Source organism: Arcicella rigui, from assembly GCF_034929435.1.
Lineage (GTDB): Bacteria > Bacteroidota > Bacteroidia > Cytophagales > Spirosomataceae > Arcicella > Arcicella rigui.
In genome coordinates this window covers 261,618-287,025 of the sequence record NZ_JAYFUM010000006.1, presented here as the reverse complement: position 1 = coordinate 287,025, position 25,408 = coordinate 261,618, and the positions used below count along the sequence as shown (strand labels likewise).

Annotated in this window: 21 protein-coding genes and 1 riboswitch; of the genes, 11 read left to right on the top strand and 10 right to left on the bottom strand. The window is 35.2% G+C overall.

Features of this window, described 5'->3' with window-relative positions:
• Positions 1–139: 139 nt before the first annotated feature.
• Positions 140–1,684, bottom strand: a complete 1,545-nt coding sequence (locus VB248_RS06170) for a replication initiation protein (RefSeq protein ID WP_323295873.1) — start codon at positions 1,682–1,684, stop codon at positions 140–142.
• Between the two features lie 721 nt (positions 1,685–2,405).
• Between VB248_RS06170 and VB248_RS06165 the strand changes: the two genes are divergently transcribed.
• The 8 genes from VB248_RS06165 to VB248_RS06130 all read left to right on the top strand — a co-directional run bounded on the left by VB248_RS06165 (position 2,406) and on the right by VB248_RS06130 (position 11,726).
• Positions 2,406–2,957, top strand: a complete 552-nt coding sequence (locus VB248_RS06165) for an RBBP9/YdeN family alpha/beta hydrolase (RefSeq protein ID WP_323295872.1) — start codon at positions 2,406–2,408, stop codon at positions 2,955–2,957.
• Positions 2,958–2,998: 41 nt separating this feature from the next.
• Positions 2,999–3,589: a peroxiredoxin family protein gene (locus tag VB248_RS06160; RefSeq protein WP_323295871.1), complete on the top strand. Its 591-nt coding sequence runs from the start codon at positions 2,999–3,001 to the stop codon at positions 3,587–3,589.
• 131 nt (positions 3,590–3,720) lie between these two features.
• The gene (locus tag VB248_RS06155) at positions 3,721–4,371 is read left to right on the top strand and encodes a redoxin domain-containing protein (RefSeq protein ID WP_323295870.1); all 651 of its coding nucleotides are present in this window, start codon (positions 3,721–3,723) and stop codon (positions 4,369–4,371) included.
• Positions 4,372–4,390: 19 nt separating this feature from the next.
• Positions 4,391–5,602 carry a sterol desaturase family protein gene (locus tag VB248_RS06150; protein WP_323295869.1) on the top strand — a complete coding sequence of 404 codons (1,212 nt, stop codon included), beginning with the start codon at positions 4,391–4,393 and terminating at the stop codon, positions 5,600–5,602.
• Between the two features lie 31 nt (positions 5,603–5,633).
• Complete coding sequence (locus VB248_RS06145; RefSeq protein WP_323295868.1) at positions 5,634–6,578, top strand: sulfite exporter TauE/SafE family protein; 945 nt, start codon at positions 5,634–5,636, stop codon at positions 6,576–6,578.
• A 192-nt stretch (positions 6,579–6,770) separates the two neighbouring features.
• A riboswitch (SAM riboswitch) is annotated at positions 6,771–6,867 on the top strand.
• Between the two features lie 200 nt (positions 6,868–7,067).
• On the top strand, positions 7,068–7,523 hold the full coding sequence (locus tag VB248_RS06140) for a protein-disulfide reductase DsbD domain-containing protein (protein WP_323295867.1): 456 nt from the start codon (positions 7,068–7,070) through the stop codon (positions 7,521–7,523).
• A 179-nt stretch (positions 7,524–7,702) separates the two neighbouring features.
• Complete coding sequence (locus VB248_RS06135; RefSeq protein ID WP_323295866.1) at positions 7,703–8,893, top strand: cysteine desulfurase family protein; 1,191 nt, start codon at positions 7,703–7,705, stop codon at positions 8,891–8,893.
• A 466-nt stretch (positions 8,894–9,359) separates the two neighbouring features.
• On the top strand, positions 9,360–11,726 hold the full coding sequence (locus tag VB248_RS06130) for a glycoside hydrolase family 127 protein (protein WP_323295865.1): 2,367 nt from the start codon (positions 9,360–9,362) through the stop codon (positions 11,724–11,726).
• Between the two features lie 142 nt (positions 11,727–11,868).
• Here VB248_RS06130 and VB248_RS06125 read toward each other — a convergent pair whose 3' ends face one another.
• Complete coding sequence (locus VB248_RS06125) at positions 11,869–12,072, bottom strand: hypothetical protein (RefSeq protein WP_323295864.1); 204 nt, start codon at positions 12,070–12,072, stop codon at positions 11,869–11,871.
• Positions 12,073–12,218: 146 nt separating this feature from the next.
• On the opposite strand from VB248_RS06125, the gene VB248_RS06120 reads away from it, so the two are divergent.
• Positions 12,219–12,356 carry a hypothetical protein gene (locus VB248_RS06120; RefSeq protein ID WP_323295863.1) on the top strand — a complete coding sequence of 46 codons (138 nt, stop codon included), beginning with the start codon at positions 12,219–12,221 and terminating at the stop codon, positions 12,354–12,356.
• Positions 12,357–13,109: 753 nt separating this feature from the next.
• On the opposite strand, the gene VB248_RS06115 is transcribed toward VB248_RS06120, so the two are convergent.
• From VB248_RS06115 to VB248_RS06105, 3 genes are all read right to left on the bottom strand, one after another.
• Positions 13,110–15,266 (bottom strand): alpha-galactosidase, encoded by a 2,157-nt coding sequence (locus VB248_RS06115; RefSeq protein ID WP_323295862.1) that lies wholly within the window; start codon positions 15,264–15,266, stop codon positions 13,110–13,112.
• 246 nt (positions 15,267–15,512) lie between these two features.
• Complete coding sequence (locus tag VB248_RS06110; protein WP_323295861.1) at positions 15,513–15,830, bottom strand: nuclear transport factor 2 family protein; 318 nt, start codon at positions 15,828–15,830, stop codon at positions 15,513–15,515.
• Between the two features lie 19 nt (positions 15,831–15,849).
• Positions 15,850–16,644, bottom strand: a complete 795-nt coding sequence (locus VB248_RS06105; protein WP_323295860.1) for an SDR family oxidoreductase — start codon at positions 16,642–16,644, stop codon at positions 15,850–15,852.
• A gap of 124 nt (positions 16,645–16,768) precedes the next feature.
• Here VB248_RS06105 and VB248_RS06100 point away from each other — a divergent pair, with 124 nt between their 5' ends.
• Together VB248_RS06100 and VB248_RS06095 are read left to right on the top strand one after the other, a co-directional pair.
• Positions 16,769–17,137 carry a winged helix-turn-helix transcriptional regulator gene (locus VB248_RS06100; protein ID WP_323295859.1) on the top strand — a complete coding sequence of 123 codons (369 nt, stop codon included), beginning with the start codon at positions 16,769–16,771 and terminating at the stop codon, positions 17,135–17,137.
• 85 nt (positions 17,138–17,222) lie between these two features.
• A complete protein-coding gene (locus tag VB248_RS06095; protein WP_323295858.1) occupies positions 17,223–18,137 on the top strand; it encodes a hypothetical protein in 915 nt (304 codons plus the stop codon).
• A gap of 28 nt (positions 18,138–18,165) precedes the next feature.
• On the opposite strand, the gene VB248_RS06090 is transcribed toward VB248_RS06095, so the two are convergent.
• From VB248_RS06090 to VB248_RS06070, 5 genes are all read right to left on the bottom strand, one after another.
• Entirely contained in the window at positions 18,166–18,537 is a 372-nt protein-coding gene (locus tag VB248_RS06090; protein WP_323295857.1) for a DUF4844 domain-containing protein, read from the bottom strand.
• A gap of 100 nt (positions 18,538–18,637) precedes the next feature.
• The gene (locus tag VB248_RS06085; protein ID WP_323295856.1) at positions 18,638–19,069 is read right to left on the bottom strand and encodes a hypothetical protein; all 432 of its coding nucleotides are present in this window, start codon (positions 19,067–19,069) and stop codon (positions 18,638–18,640) included.
• Between the two features lie 243 nt (positions 19,070–19,312).
• Positions 19,313–19,840, bottom strand: a complete 528-nt coding sequence (locus VB248_RS06080) for a hypothetical protein (RefSeq protein WP_323295855.1) — start codon at positions 19,838–19,840, stop codon at positions 19,313–19,315.
• A gap of 683 nt (positions 19,841–20,523) precedes the next feature.
• On the bottom strand, positions 20,524–23,088 hold the full coding sequence (locus VB248_RS06075; RefSeq protein WP_323295854.1) for a TonB-dependent receptor: 2,565 nt from the start codon (positions 23,086–23,088) through the stop codon (positions 20,524–20,526).
• 436 nt (positions 23,089–23,524) lie between these two features.
• On the bottom strand, positions 23,525–25,390 hold the full coding sequence (locus VB248_RS06070; RefSeq protein ID WP_323295853.1) for an arylsulfatase: 1,866 nt from the start codon (positions 25,388–25,390) through the stop codon (positions 23,525–23,527).
• Between the last annotated feature and the right edge of the window lie 18 nt (positions 25,391–25,408).

Genomic DNA, 25,408 nt, shown 5'->3' with positions numbered 1-25,408 from the left:
CTCTTGTCAATAACAAATAAATAATAATGAATCCAAGTAAATTACAATTATAAAAGAAAGATGAAGTAAAAATCAATAAAAAAAGGCGGTTGAAAAGCTAATTTCAACCGCCTTTATACTTCAAAATCTTTAATTTTCCTTAAATTTTCATGCCTAAACTATCGGCTCTTTTTTGGAACTGGGCTTTAATTTTTCCATACTCCTCAGGAAATCTTTTCTCAATATATTCGGCAACAAAACCATAAAAGATAAAACTTCCTTCTTTCAAATACTGCAATAAAGCCTCTTTACTTTCGTTGCCCTTGCTGGCAGTTTGGTAGCCTTCCCAAGCAATTTCATTCATCGGATTTGGCTTCTCGCTCTGTGCTTCTGCTTTTAATTGGGCTAAAATATCAGCAAACAATTGCTTTTCATTTTGAACTACATCCAGAATAAAATTCTTCTGTACTTCGCTCAATTCATTCAATAATTTATCTTGCTCTTGTCTCAAATAAGCTTGGTCTTTTTTCTTTTGTTTTACTTCTTGCTGATTTTTCTTGGCTAATTGTACTTTGGCTTCTGCTTCAATTTGTTCATTGAGGTTAAACAAATTCACCGTTGTCACCATTTGATTCAAATAACCACCGATATTTTTAATCGTTTTTCCAGATTTCAAAATAGCCAAAACATGGTTTACACCCGACTCAATTTGCTCTTTTGGAATCTCTCTCACCCATTTTTCAACCGTACTTTGTGTGATTTTATAATTTTTTACCTGTTCATAAATTCGCTCAATAAATACTTCATCTGGATTCTTCACTACGGGCAATTCTTCAAAATTAGCATCTTCTATTTCGGCATTAGCATCTTCAATGAGTGTTTTCTCTGTGCCATCGCCAGTTTTCAAAACTCTCTTTGCATTGGCTTTTGTCTTCTGAATTTCCAAGTGCTTTTGCTGTTCTTTGGCTTCTATATGGAAATTTATCATTCCTACGGCTCTTCCTACCTTTATCTCCTCTATCTTGAGTATCGTTAGGTCGGTATGCTTTTCGATGTCGCCAACAGCCTTTAAAATCACTTTTTGTTTAAAGTTTCCATACATCGGATATTCGTCATCTTCAACCGCCAACATTTGTCTCAATCTTTCAACGGTATATTTTACTTTCTGATTGCCCAAATTTTGCTGGTGCTTCAAAATCATGTACAGTTTAATAGAGTAGGGGCTTTGAATGTGAATCAAATTTCTGACATCAATCGTCAAATATTCCCTTTTCAATTGCAAAAGATAGGGCTTTAACTTCGGATTGAACTTCAAACGGATGTGATTTTGGTTATTTTCGTCTGTCGGAACACTGGTTTCATCAATCAAATGTATCGTAGTACGATACTCTTTTCCTCCTTTATCTTCATAAATGACAAACTTTCTGTCCATCATTCTTTGTGAAGCATCCCGAATAATTTCATAATATCGCCCATCTTTGTTCAAGCCAAAAAGTTTAATAATGTCTTGAACTCTGATTTCATATTCTGTAAAGTCCTCATCATCAGGCAATACCATTGTTAGCATCGTGGCAAAAACCCGAAACTCTTGTATATCCATTTTGGAAGTTGCTTCTACAAGTCCTTCTTTGCCACCTTGCAAATGGATTTTGTAGCGGTCAGGATAATCCTGTTTCCTTCGGGTAGTTGCTTTCTGTTTTGCCATGCTCAGGACTAAAAAAATAGATTTTCAACTATTAATAAGTCAAAATATTCATCAATAAATGATAAAATCTAATAATATTTCAATAAAATAGTGTTTCAATACAAAGTTAAAATATAACTTCTGAAAAAAAAATTTATACTTTAAAGCCCATTGTGATATTGGTTATAGTTCGTTGTGAAATCAGTTATAGTTCATTGTGAAATCGGTTATACTAAAGTGTGACTTTAGTTATACTTCGTGTGAAATCGGTTATATTTAGGCTTGTAATTAATTGATTTTTAGATAGTTATGAAGGGTAAAAAGAATAAAAAGAAATAAAAAAATAAAAAACAACAAAAAGAAATTGCTTACGCTGTTGTTGTTTTTTCTATTTTTTTCTATTTTTTTTTAAAAAAGTATTAAAAAAATGCTTTTCAGCTTTATTTTAAAAAAGTGTGAAATTGGTTATAGTTCGATGAATTAAGGCTTTTTATCAAAAAAAAGGTATTTATATAGATTGTGAAATTGGTTATAGTTCGATAAAAGTGTGTGCTGATAGATATTGGCTTTTTAAAAAGTAAATTTCCGAGAGTGTGAAATTGGTTATAGTTCAAGAATAACTTTAGGGTACTTATAAAGAATTACTTGAGATTGATTAAGATATTTTTTCAATATATTTGGATTTATACAATTAATTAATAAACTTTATCCATAGAATTAATAGACTTTATTTATTGAATATATGTCAACACAATTTTTAACCGTTCCGGGTTTGGGGAGTTCAGGCCCAAGTCATTGGCAAACTATTTGGGAACAAGAACATCCTGAGCGTTTTACACGAGTTGAACAAAACAATTGGTATCAACCCATTGCCAAAGAGTGGATTCAAAAATTAGAAGATTCAATTCGTCAATTAAGCGAACCTACGATTGTGGTAGCTCACAGTTTGGGTTGCCTAACACTTGTGCATTGGGCAAAATCTTTTTCTTCCGACAAAATTGTGGGTATTGTATTAGTTGCACCTGCGGATGCCGAAAGAGAAGGTTTTCCAAAAGAAATTGAAGGTTTTTCGCCAATCCCGCTTGATACTCTTCCATACAAAAGTGTTGTAATAGCCAGTACAAACGACGAATATGCTACCATTGAAAGAGCGAAGTTTTGGGCTGAACATTGGGGAAGTGAATTTGTCAACATTGGTGCTTTGGGTCATATCAACGCCAATTCAAATCTTGCTGATTGGAAAGCAGGGAAAGAGATTGTTAATCAAATTTTTGGTACAAATCTTTCAGTTTAGTCATGAATTAATTTATCAATAAACTACTATCATTTATCAAAATGCAAGAAAAAGCCGTCAACAAAGTAGCCAATACTGCTTTGAATAAAGTACGCCCTCAAGCTCTTCAAGCCAGTACTTTTGCTCCAGATTTTACTTTGAGTAAAGCAAATGGACTTTGGAAGACTTTGCCACGGAATTTAGAAAACCAAAATAGTTTTACGCTAAGTCAACTCATGTTGTTTCGTCCTTTAGTGCTTAGTTTTTATTCGCCATCTTGGAACAGCTATGGCGATATTCATCTTGAATTATTACAAAAGGCACACAAGCGTATTAAAAATGTAGGAGGAGAAATCTTTGTTTTGACGGATGTTTTACCCGAAAATTTAGAACAATTAGCCGCTCAGTTCAAGCTCAATTTTAATATTTACTATGATGCTGAAAATACTATTGCTGAACTTTTAGGCGTATTCTCAAAAAATTACCCCATTTGGCAAAGAGTAACAGGAATTTCAAAAGAAGTGGCTCTACCAAGTACTTTTATTATTGTAGCCAATCGGCTTATTATTTACAGTTTTGTTGATGAGGATTTTGAAAGTATTATTTCAATTAAAGAGCTTGAGACGTTTATCAAAATTTATCGTAACAAATAGTGCTTTTTCTTCATTCATAAAAATATTTATTATTAATCTATCAATCTTATAGGATATATAGTTTTTGTATTTTAATTTTGAATCGTCGAACAACAAAAACATCATACTACGTACAAACAAGGATTAGCAGCATGAAGTCATACAGCCACACAAACGCAATTATTTGGGATAGTACTTTTCCTGTAAACATATTCAAAGGCAATTCGCCAAAATTATCACCGCTGAAAGTTGGCTCACGCTTACCTTCATTGTCTATTTCTCAAGCTTCTGGTCATTGGCAAAGTATGAATGAGGCGGCTACAAAATCGCATAAATTGAGTCTTGCAGAAATTCAGCAGAACAAACCTTTAACCTTGAGTTTTCTTTCTGGAGGCTGGAACGAGTACGGTTTTAAGCATCTTCAAGTATTAAAAGCATCTTACCAAGAAATTGTGGCTTTGGGTGGTGATTTATTAGTGATTGTACAAGGAACGCACGCACAAGTACTTGAGATGGTTGAATACTTTGATTTACCTTTCAACGTAGTAGCTGACCCTAATCATCAAATGGCAAAATTGTTTGGCGTTTACTCACAAGAGTTCGCTGTTTGGGACAGAATCGCTGGGATTTCAGAAGACGTTCCTGTGCCTGCTACTTATGTGATTAGTCAGCAGGGAAGAATTGTGTATGATGCTATCGACGAAAATTTTAGTAAGCCTTTTTCTCCTTCTGAAATGTTAGGAGCTGTATTTAGTGCAGTACACAACATTCCATATACGATTAAATACCGTGCAGCGGCATAACCCCAAAACATAAAAAACGATGAGTTTTAATTATTTAGCTTTCGCAGTTCCTTTCTTTTTATTTTTGATTGGTTTGGAATACTGGGTATCTAAAAAGAAAGGTAAACATTTTTATAATTTCAATGATACCATTTCCAACTTGAGTGTCGGGATTGCTGAAAGACTTTTGGATGGGCTTACACTCGGACTTTTTTATTTTGTTTACGATTATTTATACAAGCATTTTGCTTTTTTCCATATTCAGCCAAGTGTACTTTCTTGGATTGGTTTGTTGTTGATTACAGATTTTCTTTGGTACTGGTATCACCGTTTTGGACATGAAGTAAACTTGCTTTGGAGTGTTCACGTAGTGCATCACCAAAGTGAAGAATTTAATTTTACTGTTTCGGCACGTATTACTTTGTTTCAGGCGGTGGCTCGTACTTTCTTTTGGTCATTATTGCCAATTGTTGGCTTTTCGGCTGAGATGATTACAACGATTTTGCTAATTCATGGTCTATATCCATTTTTTACCCATACTCGTACCGTCGGGAAGTTAGGTTTCTTAGAATATATTTTCGTAACGCCTTCGCATCACCGAGTGCATCATGCTAGTAACGAACAGTATTTAGATAAAAATTATAGCGACGTTTTTATTTTTTGGGATAAGATTTTTGGCACTTTCGCTGAAGAAAACGAAGAACCTACTTACGGACTCACTAAACCTTTAGATAGTAACAGTTTTCTATGGCAACATTTTCATTTCATGCTCGAAATGGCTTATGCTTTTAAATACGCAGAAGGTTGGAGGAACAAATTAAAAACGATTTTTGGACGACCAGATAATATCAATCCAACTTATAGAAGAGTATTAGAACAAAAATTTGTAATTCATAAAACCAATAAAGTACCCAGCACAAGATTCAGAAATTATGTGGTAATTCAGATGGTTTTGGTACTGATAGGTCTCTTCGGTTTTTTATTGATAGAAGAGCAAATGGATTTGATTTCACAAATAAGTATAGCCCTGATTATACTCGTAAGCTTGGTAAACTGTGGAGCTATTTTAGAACAGCGTCGTTGGATTTTTTACTTAGAATACAGCCGATGTTTTCTTACCTTTTTTATATCATATTACCATTTCAAAGAATTTTTCAATCCGTATATTATTAGTGCGTTAGCGGTGTTAATCACGGTATATTTCAAAACACTCAACCGACAATATTTACGATTAATTTACGGATTCCAATAAAATACATAGCGATAAAACCCTTTTTACAATCATGGAAAACAATCAATTCTCTAATAAAATTGCTCTAAAACTCAGAGTGAGCCGTCAAGTTGAACAATCTTTAATGTGGTTTATCGCTATTGCTATTTATCTGCTTTGTTTTGTGCTTTTTGTCGGAAAAGCTCCAATAGTGAATTTTGCCAATCAAGCTCAAAATTGGTTAGGACCTAATTTCTTTTCTTATGTTGGCGTTGGTTTGGCTGCCCAGTTGGTTGATGGAACTTTAGGAATGGCTTATGGTATTACTTCTACTTCCTTTTTGTTGGGTATTGGCGTGCCACCAGCTTTGAGTAGTACAAGTGTTCACGTTTCTGAAATGTTTACTACAGGTGCTTCTGCTGTTTCGCATTATCAGTTTAAAAATATCAATAAAAAACTATTCAGAGCTTTGCTTTGGGGCGTAGTTGGTTCGGTAGCTGGAGCTTATTTACTTTCAGAAATTATTGATGGCGACGCTATCAAACCTTATATTTCTTTGTATATGCTTATTTTAGGGGGCGTAATTATCAAAAAAGCATTTCAGAAAAGTATTGCTAAACGCAAAACTAAAAAGGTAGGAATTTTAGCCATTTTTGGCGGATTTATGGATGCCATTGGCGGTGGTGGTTGGGGGCCAATCGTTACTTCCACTTTATTAGGACAAGGCAGAAATCCACGTTATGCCATTGGTTCAGTAAATGCCGCAGAGTTTTTAATTACTCTTTCGAGTGGACTTACTTTCTTGTTTTTTGAAGGTGTAAATTCTTGGCAAATCATTTTAGGTTTGGTTGTAGGGGGAATAATTGCCGCACCATTCGGAGCAATCTTGATTAATAAAGTACCTCGTCGTCCTTTGATGTTTATTGTTGGTTCAGTGGTTATTTTGTTGAGCATTAGAACTTTATGGAAAGTTGCTCCAGAAGTAATTCATAGTATTAGTCAATTATTGCATTTTTAAAAGTTTTTTCAGAAGTTTCAGGATTAATTCAATCATTTGTAGCGACAAGAAGACCTTGTCACTACAAATGATATATAACACTTAGAGATTTTTTTCTAAATCATCCATTTACTCCGAAATTTTTATAAATATTTCTTGTCAAATATTTGGAAAATTTATTTTTAAAATAGAACTTTGCCTATCGAATAAATAGATTTATAAAGAACGAAGGGAGAGATTAGGCTCAATGAACTTCTGGCAACCTGTAAACCACCCACAAGGTGCCCCAACCTTATTCTAATGATAAATCTTTAAAATCCCGTTTTAAAATATATTTTTTTAGTCAATTAATCTATATAGTCTATATAATTAATATTCTAATAGCATGAATTCACCAAGACATATTCTAAAAATTATCTGCCTGTTGGCATAAAATAAATTTTGGTTTGCTAAGTGCCAACCCACACAAGTATTAACAACACAAGCTATAATTTTTAAATTGAAAATTTTATGAAACGTATAAGTTTAGTCGTTTTGCTACTTTTTACATTTACTTGCGTAAAAGCACAGCAAATTGAGCAAATTACTAATTGGAAATTCAATTTTGCTGACCCTAAATTTAAGGTCGGCGATGAAGTAGAACTGGTTTTTACAGCCAATATTGAGAATGGATGGACACTCTATTCATCTGATTTTAAAGCTGATATTGGTCCACAACCAACAACTTTTTGGTTTGCCGAAAATGGTTCTTTTGAAGTGGAAGGAAAAATTACACCGATAGCACCATTGAAAAAAATAGATAAAAACTGGGGATTTGAAGTATCGTATTTTGCTAAAAAAGCCGAATTCAGAACCAAGGTCAGAATTGTAGAACATACCTTAGATATTTTTGGGGCGATAAAAGGGCAAGTTTGCCATGATAAAAAAGGCATTTGTATTCCCTTTGAACAGAAGTTTCAGTTTTAGCCAATCTGATTCAACAGAAATAATTCCTGATAAAAGACATTTCATTTTAGTGATTTCTCACTTGAAAAAAAGAATGATTAAAAGTTAAATGCTTTTAGTGATTACAGTGGAAGGAAGACCTCAATAACCTATTTGACTTTAGAAAATACATTCATTAATAACCTAAAAACTTAAATACAATGGAGATTTATTGTGATAATGCCGCAACAACAGCCTTAGACCTTGAAGTATTGGATGCGATGATTCCATACTTGACAAACCACTTTGGAAATCCTTCTTCAAGCCATCAAGTTGGTAGAAAAGCCCGTGAAGCCGTAGAGGTATCTCGAAAAACGATTGCAAATTTGTTGAACGCCTCTGCAAGTGATATTTTCTTCACTTCAGGAGCAACAGAAGCCAATAACTTGGCTTTGACTGGAGCAATTAAAACTTACGAATTGCGTCAGGTGGTAACGAGTAGGATAGAGCATAAAGCTGTTTTGCAGACATTAGGACAATTTAATCAGCCCAATGAAGTAGAAGTAAATTTTGTAAAATTGGATGCCAAAGGAAATATCAATTATGAGCAATTGGAAAAACGCTTATCGATAAATCCACAAACTTTAGTGAGTTTGATGCACGCCAATAATGAAATTGGAAATTTGAACGACATCGAAAGAATTGGTGAAATTTGTAAAAAGTACGATGCCATTTTCCATAGCGATACTACACAAACAATCGGAAAGTATCAATTTGATTTACAGCAACTTAAAGTAGATTATTTGGTAGGTTCATCACATAAATTTCATGGGCCAAAAGGCGTAGGTTTTATTTATATCAACAAGTACAAAAAGATAAAACCCCATATTTATGGAGGAGCTCAGGAAAAGGGTACTCGTGGGGGTACAGAAAATGTTGCTGGGATTGTAGGAATGGCAAAAGCTTTAGAAATCGCTTACAGAGATTTGAAAGAACATCAAAACTATATTGCTTTTTTGAAATCTAAAATGGTGAGTAATTTAAAAGCATTGTTTCAAGATGAGATTTCGTTTAATGGCGAAAGTGAATCCTCACAAAACAGTATCAGTAATATCTTGAACGTAGCTTTTCCGAGATTGCACAAAGGTGGAGTATTGGTAAATCGCTTAGATGCACTTGGTATTGCTGTTTCGGGCGGAAGTGCTTGTTCAAATTTGACAAATGTTGGCTCGCACGTACTGAAAGTTTTAGATAGAAATTTAGATAAAGATAGTGTGCGTTTTTCCTTTAGTAAATACACTACTCCTCAAGAAATTGACGCTATTTTGAAAGCCACTGTTGAGATTTACGAGCAAGATTTATTTGCTAAAAAAACAGAAAACACAAAACTTCAATCGTTGGTATATGCTTAAAAAAATGATATTATTTGTTGTTTTTTCTTGCTTGAATAAATGAAAATAAGTAACTTTGTCTATCGAATAAATAGATTAAAAATCTAAATTTTAAGCGACAGCTTTGTCAATTCGGAGTTCGTCGGTGGTTGACTTATCTTTCGTTTTGACGGGCTGTCGCTTAAAATGGGGCTTGGACTGAAAAGTTCAAGCCTTTTTTATTGCTAAAAAACAAGATTCAAATTTATCAATTTTCTATTACAATCTACAATATGATTCAAGAAAATGTATCTAAAATTCTTTTTCTTGAAATACCAATCTTTACCCTTCGTAACAAGAGTTATTTCTTTCTAATTGTACTTTTCTCTTTTTTATTTGTTCTGTTAGGATAGTGTTATGCTAAATTCTATATTTGTGTCAAAATAACACATTTTAGAAAATAACTTATTTAACTATTTAGAAAACGCTATACAAAGCACAACAATCCATGTTTTTAAGAACAACACTTTCACTAATATTGCTTTTTGGCACATTTGTCAAAAGCTTTACGCAGGTAGCAAGTACAAAATTGCAAAGTTTTCCACTTCAAGCGGTTCGTTTAAAAGCTGGGCCATTTCTGAATGCCCAACAGGTTGATTTAAAGTACATTCTTGCCTTGAATCCTGACCGATTATTAGCTCCGTACTTGATTGATGCTGGTTTGCCATTGAAAGCTGAACGCTACGGAAACTGGGAAAATTCTGGTTTAGACGGACACATCGGCGGACATTATTTATCGGCATTGGCATTGATGTATGCTTCAACGGATAATGTTGAAGTGAAAAAAAGACTGGATTATATGGTGTCGGAATTGGCAAAATGTCAGCAAAAAAATGGCGATGGTTACGTCGGTGGGATTCCGCAAGGAAAAGTATTTTGGAGTAGAATCGCCAAAGGAGATTTGGATGGAAGTGGCTTTGGCTTGAACAATACTTGGGTGCCTTTGTACAACATTCATAAATTATTTGCGGGTTTAGAAGACGCTTATTTGGTGGCAGGAAACAAGCAAGCTTTGAGTGTTTTGGTAAAATTAGCCGATTGGTTTGCTGTGACCATTCAAAATTTGAATGATGAACAAATCCAAAAAATGCTACGAACCGAACACGGCGGTATGAACGAAGCCTTTGCTAATCTTTATGAAATTACACATGAAAAAAAGTACTTGGCTATTGCTCAAAAAATATCACATCGTGCCATACTTGACCCACTGTTAGCTCAAAAAGATGCTCTCACAGGTTTACACGCCAATACGCAAATTCCAAAAGTAATTGGTTTTCAGAAAATTGCAGATTTGACACAGAATTATGATTGGGCAAATGCTGCTAATTTTTTCTGGGAAAACGTAAGTACCAAACGTAGCGTTTCGTTTGGGGGAAATAGTTTTAGAGAACATTTTAACCCCATCAATGATTTTACACCAATGTTGGAATCGAACCAAGGCCCAGAAACTTGCAACTCCTACAATATGTTGAAACTGACGAAATCATTGTTTTTGTCTGAACCCAAAGCCAATTATATCGACTTTTTTGAACGTACACTTTTCAACCATATTTTGTCTTCACAACACCCGACAAAAGGCGGATTTGTCTATTTTACGCCCATTCGTCCACGTCATTATCGGGTCTATTCTCAGCCACAAGAAGGTTTTTGGTGTTGCGTAGGTTCGGGAATTGAAAATCATGGGAAGTACGGCGAAATGATTTATGCACATACCGACAAAGATTTGTACGTAAATCTATTTATGGCTTCTACGTTGAATTGGAAGGAAAAAGGCTTGACATTGACGCAAAACACACAATTTCCGAATGCTTCAAACTCAGAAATTACCTTAAAACTGACTCAACCACAAACTTTTACGCTTTATGTTCGCTATCCGAAATGGGTAAAAGAAAAGGTTTTTCAAGTAAAAGTAAACGGTAAAACTTTTACGGTAAATGAAAAACCAAGTTCATTCATTGCGATTAACAGAACTTGGAAATCGGGCGATAAAGTATCGCTTAATTTCCCGATGGAAACCACAGCCGAAACACTCCCTGACGGCTCGCCTTGGGTTTCGTTTGTGCATGGCCCAATTGTGCTGGCAGCCAAAACCGACACAACCGACTTAAAAGGACTTTTTGCTGATAATAGTAGAATGGGACACGAAGCCTCTGGGAAATTATATCCTTTAGATGAAGCTCCAATTTTGGTAAGTAATTCCAATGAATTTTTATCAAAAATTCAGCCGATTAAAAACCAGCCATTAGCCTTCTCGATGGGCGATGCCCTTTATCCAGCCAAGTATCAATCACTTACTTTGATACCTTTTTACCAATTGCACGATGCTCGTTATATGCTATATTTTCCAGTGATGAATCAGGAGAAACTGGCGAGTAAAATACAAGAAATGAAGGAGAAAGAACAAGTAAAATTGGCTTTAGAACAACAAACAGTTGACCAAATTGCTTTGGGCGAACAACAACCCGAAGCCGATCATCATTTTCAAGGAAATCAATCGAATGTTGGCGGAGAACTTGGGGCATTTTGGAGAAGTACAACAGATTGGATAAGCTATGATTTGCGAAATAATGAATTAAAAGCCAATACTTTAAGAATAAGTTTTGGAGCAGAAAAACGAACAAGAAGTTTTGACATTTTAATCAATAATCAATTAGTAAAGACCGAAAAATTAGCAGAAAGTAGAGATAAAAAAGCTATCGAAATCGACTATCCATTAGATGCAACACTGAAAAATCAGAAGACACTAAGTCTTAAAATTGTTGCTAAAAATGGGGAAAGTACTGGAGCAATTTATTTTGTGAGATTGTTGAAGTAGAGATTATTATTTCAATTTCACGTTTTATTTTAAAAAGAAGTTATTGTGTTTGATTATTGGTGAATTACTTCTGCTGTTGTTGGAGAAAAAACAACAACAGCAGAGTATCGGCGGCTTCAGTTGTTGTTTGATAGAAAAGTATCTATATATCAGAAAGTTGCTTTTTGATAGAATTAACAAAGTCTGTTGTAACTCCTGCAATCTTTGCAATTTTATCAATAGTAAAGTCGCTTTCTGTCAGAAGATTTCTAACAAACTTTTCTTGTTCTTTTTCCTGTCCTTTATCAAGACCTCTTAAAAATAGAACGTCTCTTTCTTCTTTGATATATTCTGCAATACTGTCCATAGCGTTTTTTTAAATTTAATTCTAAGTTACGAAGTTGAGAAATCAAGGTTTTAAACAAATCGAAAAGCAATTTCCCGTTTATTCTTTTTTAGCGTAGTCCTTGTAGGTTAATATGAATTCTTTTGCTTCTCATAAATTCTTTGGATATGAAACATAATTATTTGTTGTTTTTTTACTTAACTCGCTCGAATCCATTTTATAAATATGTTGAAAATGAAAACCATTTTCAAGGAGGAATTTTACTAATTGCCACCCTTTGTCGTCTGATTTCTTTGGTGGTCTAAACCGATGTGGTAGAAGTATCATTGGTTTTTGACATTCGGGACAAGGATAAGTTAGGTCTGAACCAAAATCAATGTCTCGGTTAAATGTCAATTTGCATTCTAAAAAAACTTTTTTATATCCCATTTGTCTCTCTTTTATAGTTCTTTATGAAGGAATAAGTTGTTGCTAATGTATCCGTTTAAATTGAAAAATCTCACGTTGCTTTTATATTCAATCATTTTTTTGTTTTATGTTTATTAATATGAATGTGAAATATGTTATGATAAATATTATCAAAGGAATTTGAAATGCTAAATAGTTGAACTTTCCTAAAGGTACTTGAATTAACCTGCTTGCTATTGGCGATAACATAAACAGGCAACTTATAATTGTAGTAAGTACGTTGTTTTGCCACTTTGTAAAGTTTAATATAATTCCCACAATTCCTAATATTGCAAACAATTGGTCGATTTTTCCAAAGTCTAAGCTTGCAAGAATTAGCCAAAATATAAAAGGTACTCCAATCATTTGTCCTTTGAGAATGATTAACAAATACGAAATAATTGAGGCTTTTCTAATAGTATTTTTCATCTCAAATGGGCTTTGATTTTCTGCAAAAAATCAAAAAATATAAAATTTACCGATGTTTTTTACCTTATTTTGCTCATACTTTTCAGCCAAGCAAATCTTTTATAACTCTAAACTATCACATTAAATCAAAAACAAAAAAAACATCAACAGCTTTTTACCAATAAAATTTATCTAAGAGTATTTTACTCCACTACCAACCAAGTATAACTTTCTGCCGGGATTTTTACTTTTATTTGTATCTCATAATTTCTATTTAATTGATAAGTCTTCGCTTTGCCTTCTTGCTCTCGAACTTTTGCTTGTTTGGTGAGTCCTGTATAATAAAGGGGCAAGGTAATATTGCGTTCTATGGTTTTGTTAGTGGGATTATAAAGCATTGCCAGTCCTTTTTGTGGTGAATTGGGAGCTACGTGTAGCAGTCCGTCCCAATCTCTGCCATCGGCTCTTCTCAGTTGAATCATGTCGGCATTCAAAATATCCCTGTATTTTTTATACCAACTGATACATTTTTGTACTACTTTTTTTGTTGCGTCGGTATCATAAAGTCGTGGTCCACGATAGCACGCTTGTACGCCCGCTCCGTAGTAAATCATCATTAATTGCTCATAATCAGATAGATGTTCGTTGAGTGGCTCTAAAATGGCACTTTTGTCTCCGCCCTGATACTTAGTAAGTGGAACAAATCCCCAGCTCATAGAACTTGTTTTTTCAATCGTTCCATCATGAATATTCTGACGATTTAAAATGCGTTGCTGAGCCCTACTCAGAGAAAAATTTACTTCACGATAGCCTAAGGCAATTTTATGAGTACCATCTAAAAAGTACCAGTCGGGTGCGTTGATATAGACACCTCGTTCGTTGAGCCAATGATAAAGTTCTTTTTGAATATTCATTTGTTTCCACTGCGAATCTGCCAAACCTTCATGTCCGGGATGTGTGGTAGAGGCACAAACATCACCCGGATATGGGCCATCATTTTCCCAAATATCAAAATGTGTTTGCTCGAAAAAGAGTTTTATTTTATCACGATATTTCAAACCCCACTCACTTCCAAAACAAGGGGCGTTCCCAAAAAAAGCATGACCCGTTTTACCCGTAACAGGGTCAACGACATCATTGGCATCGTCGATACGTCTGCTACTAAACAATGAGTAACCACCCAAAAGTATGCCTTTGCGATGTGCATAGTCTGCCAATTTTTTCCATCTCTCTATATTACTTTCGCTAATATCTTCCATATTTAGGTGACTCCCAAAACTTAAAATCAATGCTTCATAACCCGTTTCAGCACATTGGTTGATACAATTGATTACTTCATCATCGGTTTTACTTACCAAGTGCATGAAAATAGGATTTTGTGTAGTCCACGGAGCGACCGTTCTGTACATTTTACGAATCATCAAACCCCTGCGTTGGCGGTCGTAAGAATCCATTAGTAGCTCATGAGTACGCACAGACTTAAAACTGCTACCCACCATAATTTTGATATTGGCAACTTTATCGGGATAAGCCTCAAATAAACAAGGCGTTTCATAATTGTAATTTACTTGTGATGTATAAGTTGAGTCGGTAAGCCAATGCGAAGTTTGGTCACTGATTTCATAACGCATGGCATTATTGACGGCATAATTGGTTTCGATATAAATTCCGTGCTGTTTTTTCATTTGGTTAGGCGAACCTACTACGGCACTTTCTTCTTCTACCAAGCCCAAAATTTCATTGATTACTCTATCAATCACAATCGTATTGGCAGTATTATTTATAACTTCTATCCATTTTACTACCAGCGGAATGTTATCGTAAAGTTCATAATTCACCTGTACTTTTATGCCCTTTAAATCATCAGTCTGCGGTACAAAATTGAGAATCAACCTTTTGCCTTTGGCTTGTTGAGGATTAGCTGACCAAGTGCTTGACTTCCAATGAATAAATGGTTCTAAAGGCTTTACTTCTGCTGATTGATAGACAAAATCAGTGACTCCTTTTTTTAATCCTTTTAGCCAATCTGTTTTCAGATAGGCATTTTCAGTTTGTCCTTTTAGTCCACCGATAAAATACTTTTTGCCACTGATGACGATGTTTGCCTCTGGCTTAATCGAACGAATTAGCTGTTGTTGGTTGGTTGGATTATAGAAATCATAACAAGCGAGATTTTCACCGATAAAAAAGCTTCTGCGGAGTAGTCCATTGTCTAAAATAATTTCGGAAGAATTTACCAGAATATTAGCTTTATAAGCTTTGGCATCAATCAGCCAGTCTGAAACAGTTGCGGTATTTTGGGCAATCGTTTTCATGGAAAATACCATCAACGACAGGAATGTAAGTACTTTAATTTTCATTGTTAAGAAGAGATTTGAGAAAGAGAATCAGATATGAAGCACAAATTATGCAAAAAATACTCCGCAGGAGAGAGGAATCTTTGGGAAGGACTAAATTAAGATTTTGATTAGCGAAGAGATACTAATTTGAGGGTAATTCTGAATTTTGGTCGAAAGAAGATTCGTTTAAGCAACGACCAGCATTAAGAAGTTCAAGTAAGGTTTCATTTCAAACGAAACCTTACTTGTGAAAGATTCATTTTACTATTAGCCCGTAATTTTCAACGACTCAATCAGTCCGTCTTTTAATTTAAAATGATAGGCTAATACAATGGGGCTACCTGGAAAGTTACCCGAAACTTCGGCTCTCAAGATTTCTTCAGTTTCAGAATATTCCAAGGGTTTCATAAGGGCTTGGTACTCTTCATTTGCCTTTTTAATCCATTGCTGAATTTCCGTTTTTCCATTATGATTTTTTCCTTCGTCAAAAACGATAGCAGTTTCCGAAAAACAATTGGCATAAGCCACACTGTCGAAATTATTTTGTGCATTTGTTAATGCTGCAATTACATTTGGTAAGTTCATTTGCTTGATTTTTAGATGATTAAATTGTTGGAATTGTTCCGCCGTCAATAACAAATTCTGTTCCCGTTAGATAATTGGCTCTTGGCGAAACTAAAAAGCCAATTAATTCAGCTACTTCTTCGGGTTGTGCAGGTCTGCCGAATGGAATGCCGCCTAAAGCGTCCATTACGCTTTGCGTAGCTTGTTCTATGCTAATATTTGAACTTTCGGCAATGCGTTCCATCATTGCTTTTGAAGCAGAAGTATTTATCCAACCTGGCGAAACCGTTAGGACTCGAACCCCTTTTGGTGCTACTTCGTTTGATAAACTTTTACTGTAATTGATTAAGCCAGCTTTTGCCGCCGCATAAGGCAAGGTAGAGTCATACAAAGGCAACTTCGCTTGAATAGAGCCGATGTGGATGATAACCCCACTTTTTTGAGTAATCATTTGAGGTAGAAAAGCCCTATCTAAACGAACGGGTGCTAACAAATTGGTTTGAATGGTTTGTTCCCAATCTTCGTCAGTCAAAACGGCAAAGCCACCGCCTTGTGTTTCAGAGCCGCCTAAGTTGTTTACCAGAATATCTAATCTGCCAAATTTTGCTAAAATTTCTGCCACTACTTTTGCTGTTCCTGCTGGTTTACTTAAATCCGCAGCGATAAAATGTAGTTTTTCGTTTGCTTCCTCGGGGGCATTTCTTGCAGTAATGATAACGTTTGCTCCTGCTTTCAAAAGTCGCTCGGCAATGGCTTTTCCAGCACCTTTTGTTCCGCCTGTTACCAAAGCAATTTTCCCTGATAATTCATTATTGAAATTAAATTCCTGTTCCATTGTTTGTTTTTTTTGAGCAAATTTCAGCCGTACATTGTTCTAAAGCAATTAGGGAAATACGATTCAGATAGGGATAAATTTTTCCCCTATTGCACAGTTTGGAACTGTGGTTTACTTTTGTTTTATGTATGAAAGGAAAATTTTACCGAACCTCAATTGTGGTTTGGATTTGATTGGCGAAGTGCTGTATGGCAAATGGAAAATCCGTTTGTTATGGTTTATCAATGAAGGGCATCAACGCCCAAGCGAGCTTCAACGAAAAATACCTGATGCTTCCAGAAGGGTGTTAAATATTCAATTAAAAGAATTAGAAGAGCATGGCTTGGTTTCTAAAATAATATATCCTGTAGTTCCACCAAAAGTGGAGTACAGCCTTACAGAATTTGGTCAAACTTTAATTCCAATACTTTCAGCTTTGGGGCAATGGGGTGATGAAAATGAAGCATATTTGCGTTCGGTTATCTTAAAACGCTTAGATTCAGGAATTGAGTAGTTTTTTTTAAACCACTATTTTATCTTTTAAAATTAAGCGTGAATACTTCTGATTATCAGCTTCTTTTGTTAAAATCAATATTTATATGCTCAAGAAAAACCTAATTTTTGTACTTCTCTTTTCTCTATTATTGAATAAACTGACAGCACAGTCCATCAAAAGTAATGGAAGTACATTTCCAGAAAATCGTATTTTGAAAGCTCCAGAAAGTGTTTTTAAAATGTTTATTGAAGCTGGGATGAAGCCTTCAAATCATGTATTGACAGCCCTTGAAAAAGAGAAAGTAGAACAAGCTTTTGCCATATTACCTCCATTGTATAAAAAAGTGCTGAGAGAACATTTACAGAGTATTAGTTTCATGGACAATATGCCCAATACGGCTCTGACTTCGCCCATAGAAACGGGGGATTCTACCAAACAATTTAACATTACTTTTCGAGCAGGTATTCTAAACGAAACGATTTCAGAGTGGGCAACTTGGAAGGAAAAATCTGTGTTTGATACTACCAATAATCCAGCATTGTCAGTTCAAATTGAAGCAGGAAAATTAGACGCCATTCAATATGTTTTATTGCATGAAGCCACCCATGTAGTAGATGCTGTTTTAAACTTTTCGCCAAAAGCAGAAAAGGTAGATTCTTTGGTAGTTCATACAGCTTTTACTAAAAATATATGGCGTTTATTTAATATTCCATCAGCAAAATTTACCAATTCTATTTTAGAAAAAACACGTTTCAGAAGTGGTAAAGTGCAACCAGGGGCTACTGCTCCAGCAATTTATAAATCACTCAAGAAAACCCCATTTCCTTCACTTTACGGAATGGCGTCTTGGTATGAAGATATTGCAGAACTTATAACTATTTATCATCTTACCCATCAACTCAAACAACCTTTTGTGATTGCTGTCAAAGAAGAAGGGAAGGTTATCGCCACATTTGAGCCGATGAAGAACAAATTGGTAAAAAAGAGGCTAAAGCAACTTGATTTTTTATACAATTAGGTAATTGACTTTGTAAAAAGTCAATCACTTAATGTTTCCCTTTTATTATTAATATTTTAGTAGGGGCAAAGCCATACATAAAATTGTTCAAGTGACCACCCGAACTTTCAAGAGCTACAATATCCATCAGTTCTTCATAATACAAGCATATTCTTTGTCTATCTTCAGTATCAAGGTCGATATAAATGTCTGCAAAGCGGTCGAGTCCCTTTTTAATAGCGTCTTGATATTCCTCATCCGTCGCTGTTCCCTTGTCTGCTAATACTTTAAAATCGTCTGCGGATAAATTTATCTTTTCTGTTAAAATCGGTTTTAGTTTTGGGTTACTGATTCCCGGAAAAAATTGGGAGTTGTCTTGTAAAAACTTCTCTTTGTTTTTGAATGCTTCAAATTTAGTCATAGTTTTTTGGACTGTTTTTGTTTGTCCACAAGCTGAGAAAAAGAATAAAGTCAGCCCGATTAGTATGTTGCTTATTTGTCTCATTATTATTTTTTGATGATTATTTACTATTGCGAAACATTTTTACCAGCAATTGCAGAAAAAGAAAATTGATGAATAAGCTAATAAACGCAGGTACTATCGACGATTCGCCTTTATATAGGGCATTCCCAAGGTTTGAGTCAGAACTTCTGAAATCCAAATAAGTATAAAATATTGTTATCAGAAACAAAAATACAGTTATCAATTTCTGTTTACCGATATTTTCAACGGAATAACCAATCAAAAGAATAAGAAGCCCTATGACAACCATGTGAATATAGACCCAAAGGATAGCGTCATAATAATGAGGAGAGTCTAACGTAGATTTTGGTACTTGGAATTCAGCCATACTTGGCATTAATCCTTTCATAAATAACCCCATTGGTAATATAATAAATACCAAGCCTACGATAAGATAAGTCAATTTGAAATTAGGAAAAAATCTACCCATTGTGATTTATTATTGAGTTTAAATTTAATTTTCTAATATCAACATCGGCGAAGTCGTTAAAATTGCTGTTTACTTCACCTTAGTTAAGCAAAGTGTTTTGTATCACTTTAAGTTTTTAAATAGCGAGCGAGATGTTCTTTTATGTTTTAGGTCTTAGGAAAGCTTTTTGCTTAACCAACGACCAAAGCGAGTCAAGATAGTACAGAAGCCCCACTTTTGCCTAAGCTATGTTAGAGCAGTTGCCTATTTATCAAGTGGTTTCCATTGTCCTTTTTTGAAATAAACGTTGTTAAATTTTTGTGAGTAAAATACTAAATAAAAGCTCCAAGCACTACGATATGTTGTTGGGTTGTTTGTCATAATGTGGTGAACAGGTTGCTCCATATTTATTATCAGTCGTTCCGAACTATATGCTTTGGTCGTTGTAATTGTTCCTCGATACGTTTTCAATATTTTTTGTCTGTCTGTCACGTAAAAGTAAATAGAGTCGTTCTCTTTTATTTCAAACCTAAAATTGTTGTATTGCCAGTCTGCTTGTTTGCCCGGAAAGTAGTCATGATTAACGATATATTCTCCGTAGTAGTCATTTTTTTCGAGCTTCTTTTTGTCGGTCAATAAGCGAATTATTGTTCCAAGTACAAATAGTCCAAATAAACCAAGCCAAAAGTAGCCAACTATTTTTCCGAATATTTTTTTCCTCGTACCCCACCAAGCCAACAACGGTATTCCAGTAAATGGAACAAGAATGAAAATGAAGACTAAAAATGCCATTTACTGTTTTGTTAATTGTTGGTGATGTTGTCTTTTAAGCCGCCGTATAACTCGCTAATCTACAAGAGATTTGTTGAGCATTTTATATTGTTGAAATATCTACTAAAGTATCATATTGAACTTTTATACCAAAACTTAATGTGGTAATTCTAATGAAAGCTTTTGAATAGCGAGCGATATACTCTTTTATGTTTTAAAAATATTTCGCTTACAGACTGTCAGAATGTGCTAAAGTTAAACAACAGCGAAAGTTAAATACTCCGTAGGAGTACAATATCGGTAGTAAAATTCGCTCAAAATACTCGTAGTTCCGTAGGAACGATATATTTCGTTCCTACGGAACTACGTTTGGGAAAAGGGTCTTATGTTTTTCTACCGAAATCAATGTCCCGATAGGGACATTGATTTCGGTAAAGAAAAATTCATTTACATTTTAGGGCGTAGGTTAATTTTACTTTACTCACTCATGGCATGACAGACAAAAGCCTACTTTTTCTCAAAAATTACTGAAAGTCATGCCATGAGTATTTTTCTATTTCAGCCTAAAAAGACATAATAGTATAATACAAAAAAGGCTGTCAAAAATATCAATAAATCAATTTGATATTTTTGACAGCCTTCAAGAGTTTTTCAGCCTTTTGTGGCTTCAATTCTTATCTACTTTTGAAGCGAGCGTATGGAAATTAGAATGAATATCTCAAAGTTGTGCCATAAGTACGTGGGTCGCCGATAATACCTGCATACTGACCAGCACTACCCGGAGCTGCTAATAATTGTTCATAGTAGTTAGTATTAGCAAGGTTTCTTCCCCATACATAAATCGAAATACCATTTGAAGCTCTGAAACCTAAACGACCGTTCAATAATGAGTAGCCTTCGATGTTTAAGTACTGAGACGGTGATGGACTTGATGAAAACTTAGAGCGGAAGTAAATATCTGCTGCTACAAAATAATTTCCTTTTAATCCGAAAAATGCACCTTTTGTTGTAGCTTCTCCACCAAATGAACCTGACCATTTTGAGATACCTGGCAAGTCACCACCTGATACATCTTTGAATGCCTGAGGACTACCAACTTCTTCTAAAGGTACTGGTGCGTTTGTGAATGATACATATTTTCCATCTGTATAAGCAACTGAAGCATTGAATGTAAAGTTCGTTAATCTTACGTTTCCTTCTACTTCTACACCTCTTACACGTACTTTTTCAGCATTGGCTAAGTATCCTCTGTTTACACCTGGTTCAGGAGTTTGTACTTGTGTTTGGTAATCTTTGATGTCGTCGTTGAATACTACAACGTTCAAGAATGAGTTTGAAGTTGGTCTTGTCTTAACACCTAATTCATAGTGAGTTACGCCTTCTGGTTTTACTTTAGCAAGGTCTATAAGTACTTGTCCGTTGGCTGTTGGAAGACCACCGATGTTGATACCTACTGGCTTGTAGCTGATGGCATAAGTACCATAAGCGTTGATGCTTTTTGAAGCTTTGTACTGTAATGTTACCTGACCAGACACATTACTTTCGCTTACTTCAGTGTCAAATGCTTGGTTGGTGTAAACGGCATTTTTAAGTGCTAAAAGTGCTGGGTCGGTAGTTTGTAAACCGCCATACGTTACTCTACTGTAATTGGCTGTTTTCTTGTCGTAGTTGTAGCGAATACCTGGCAAAATGTGTAACTTTTCATTCACAGCCCAGTCAACTTGAGCAAATGCTGCCAAACTTGTACTTTGGATTCTGTTAGTAGTACGGATACCGAAGTTGTCAAACAAGCCCGGAGTTTTCCATAAAGCACTCGTTGAACTTTGTGCGAAACGCCATTGAGCTGAACCTGCTTCTTCTGTCTGTACTGGGTCTGATTTTAAATCTTGCCATAAACCAAATAAACCAATTACGCCACTCAAATTTGAAGCTACTTTACCAGAATAACGAAGTTCTTGTGACCATTGGTCATGTACTGAGTTTCCTGATGAAATCGTAAAGATTGGTAAGCCCGTATAGTCACGGTCGTTTAGTGGAGTCCATTTCCAAAAACGCCAAGCTGATGTTGAAGTTAAAGTACCATTACCAATTTTGATGTCTGCGTTAGCCGAAACACCGCCTAATGAGTTGTCAGCTTTTGAAGGAGTATCTAAATCCAAAACTCTGTCGAAAGCACTTGTATAAGGAAGTTGGTAGCCCAAATCAGCAATAATTGCATTGAACTGACGGTATGCTGCACGTTTAGTTGGTACAACACCAGCCACTGGCCAACCATAGCCATTTGGTTTTTGTGTTGAATAGTCACCAATGAAAGTTACTTTAACGTTGTCAGAAGGCGTGTAAAGTAATTGTCCTCTCAAGCCCAAGTTGTTGATGTCGTTGGTGCGTTGTTGAGTTTTTACATTGTAAAATAAACCATCTCTTTGTGTTCCTGAGAATGAGATTCTCGCCGCTAATTGTTTATTAATTGGCCCAGAGAACGAAGATTTTGCTTGAATATAGCCATAGTTTCCGTAGCTTACTTCAAAGCTGGCAGTAGGAGTGAAGCTTGCTTCACGAGTAGTAATGTTGAATGCACCAGCTGTTGTGTTTTTACCAAACAAAGTACCTTGTGGCCCACGCAATACTTCTACACGCTCAATATCAACGAAGTCAAGTGCCGTAGCTGCTGGACGAGCATAGTAAACACCATCTACATAAAAACCAACTCCTGGGTCGATACCATCGTTAGTTAAGCCAAAAGTAGAGCCTAAACCTCTGATATTCAAAGTAGTGTTACGAGCATTTGAAGCATAAAGTTGTACTGTTGGTACTAATTCTTTCAAACGGTTTACGTTGAAAGCACCTGCATCTTCTGCAGTTGTACCACGAATTACTGAGATTGGAATAGGAATATCTTGTACTGCTTCCTGACGACGACGAGAAGAAACCACAATGTCAGCCAATTGACTTACATCTTCGTCTAATTTGATAACAGCTTTATCTGAACTAATCACAACCTCTTTTTTTACATAACCCACAAATGAAACGATTACACTAAAAGGAAGTTTTTGGCCAGTAATCAAACCAAAGTCACCATTTACATCTGTAGTTGACCCATTGGTAGTTCCTTTGATTTGTACAGCAGCACCTACAAGAGGTTCGTTTGTTTTTGAATCTATTACTTTACCTGAAATCCTTGCATTGATTGTTGGCTTATCTTGTGCCGATGACAACAAGGGTAAAATTATTGTCAATAAGAGCAAAGTTGATTTGAAAAATTGTTTCATTGAATGATAGATTTTTGTTTTTAAATTTAAGAATTAAAAGGAATTAAATCTATATATTATATAGACTAATGTCTTTAAAAAAAAATCTCGGAACGGTTTTCCAAGACACTGCTTGAATTATATTGCATGCAAGTTAAGTATTTTAATCTATATAGTATATAAAAAAGATATACTATATAGAAAAAACATAGTAAAGTGCAAAAAAATATCAAAATTGTTTTAAGGTATCTATTTATTACTAAAATTTAGATAAGTATTTCAAGCAATTTCAACAGTAAAATATAATTCTATCTTCAAATTCAAAGGCAATAAATGATACCACCTACACCTGTTCCTGTATTGGTGGTATGAATGATTTTTTTCGTATTCATAATAGGTTTACCATTTAGCTGAGTTGAACCTTAGGACTTCTTTAATTAGTCCTAAGGTTCGTTTTTTATTTTTTATTACTGAATTGAATTTTATATCGTTCAGCTGCGTGCTGTACATCAATCAATGGATAAATATTGTATTTGGCTGCGTCTTCATCAAAAAGAGCTTTTAATTCTTTTAGTTTCTCAGGGTACTTCTTAGCCAAATTTACTCGTTCATTGAAATCTTCTTTCAGATTATACAATTCCCATTCTTCCTTATCAGGATTGTTTTCAATGACAGGGAGTTTTTCACCACTAAAACCAAATGTCTCTAAAGTATTTGGGTGGTGTGCTGCTCCTGCTTTCCAACCATCTTTATAAATTGCTCTATTGCCAAAAATGGTAAAGTATTGCTGTGTATGTTGCTCTGGAGCTTTGGCATCGCCAAAAGAATACACCAAACTTTTTCCATGAATGGGGTCTTGTTTGATACCTTTAATTACTTCGGGTTGTTTTACGCCTGTAATTTCTTCGATGGTCGGCAAAAGGTCAGTGACATGTCCGAATTGTGTACGAATTTCTCCTTTTTCTTTAATGCCATTTGGATAATGCACAATCAAAGGGTTATGTGTTGCTCCTTCTGCATTGGCATCACTTTTCCAGAATTTGAAAGGAGTATTGGTAGCCTGAGCCCAACCTAATGGATAATTGGCAATTTGGAGTACATTGGCTGTTCCAATTTTATCGTACTCGCTCAAAATATATTTTTTATATTCTTCACGAGTGATTCCTTCTGCTCCAAAGCGTAAATTTTTATTGGTTACGCCATACTCTGTTCCTTCTTTACTACCGCCATTGTCACCAATAATCAGGAAAATAGCAGTATTATCAAGCTGTTTTGTTTCTTTTAAATGATTCACCAAACGACCAACTTCATAATCGGTGTATTCCAAAAATCCTGCATATACTTCCATGAAACGAGCGTACAAATGTTGCTCTTCGGCAGGTAAATCTTTCCAAGCTTTGATAAAATCATTCCTTTCTGGCAAAACTGCGTTGGCAGGAATTACCCCCAATTTCTTTTGGTTAGCAAATACTTTTTCTCTGAAAGCATCCCATCCTTCATCAAATTTTCCTTTGTACTTATCACTCCATTCTTTTGCAACTTGGTGCGGTGCGTGGGTAGCTCCCGGAGCAAAGTATAAAAAGAATGGTTTGTCAGGAGCGATACTTTTTTGTTTGTTGATATAACTAATGGCTTTATCGGTCAATTGTGCCGTTAGATGTCTGCCGTCTGGTTTAATGTGTTGATTATCTTCTACCAAATCAGGTTTGTACTGGTCGGTAGCTCCGCCCAAGAAACCAAAATTGTGGTCGAATCCTTTACCAGAAGGCCAACGGTCGAATGGCCCTAAGTCAGTAGCTTCTTCATCTGGCGTTAAATGCCATTTACCCAATTGATAAGTACTATAACCATTTTCACGTAAAATTTCAGCAATAGTTCCTTTGTTTGGTTGAATATGACCATTATAACCCGGATAATCTGCTGAAAGATAGAAATGAGGAAAAAGCCCCATGCCCACAGAATGATGGTTTCGACCAGTCAACAAGGCTGAACGAGTAGGCGAACAAATACCTGCTGTATGAAAATTGGTATATCGTAAGCCATTGTTTGCCAAAGCCTCGAAGTTTGGCGTGTTGATTATGCCACCAAAAGCACTTGATGCTCCAAAACCAACATCATCTAATAAAATCACCACAACATTGGGTGAACCAGCTTTGGCTTTTTTAAGATAATCAATTTTATATGGGGTTGAAGTAATGTGCGATTTTGTGATTTTACCTTTCCATTCTTGTTCAGCCTGTGCCAAAACATTAGTACTTGCACTTAATAATACAGTTCCTGCAAGTAAAGGTAGGTAGGGAATTCGTTTGTTCTTTTGCTTCATTTTTTGAGTTGATTTCAA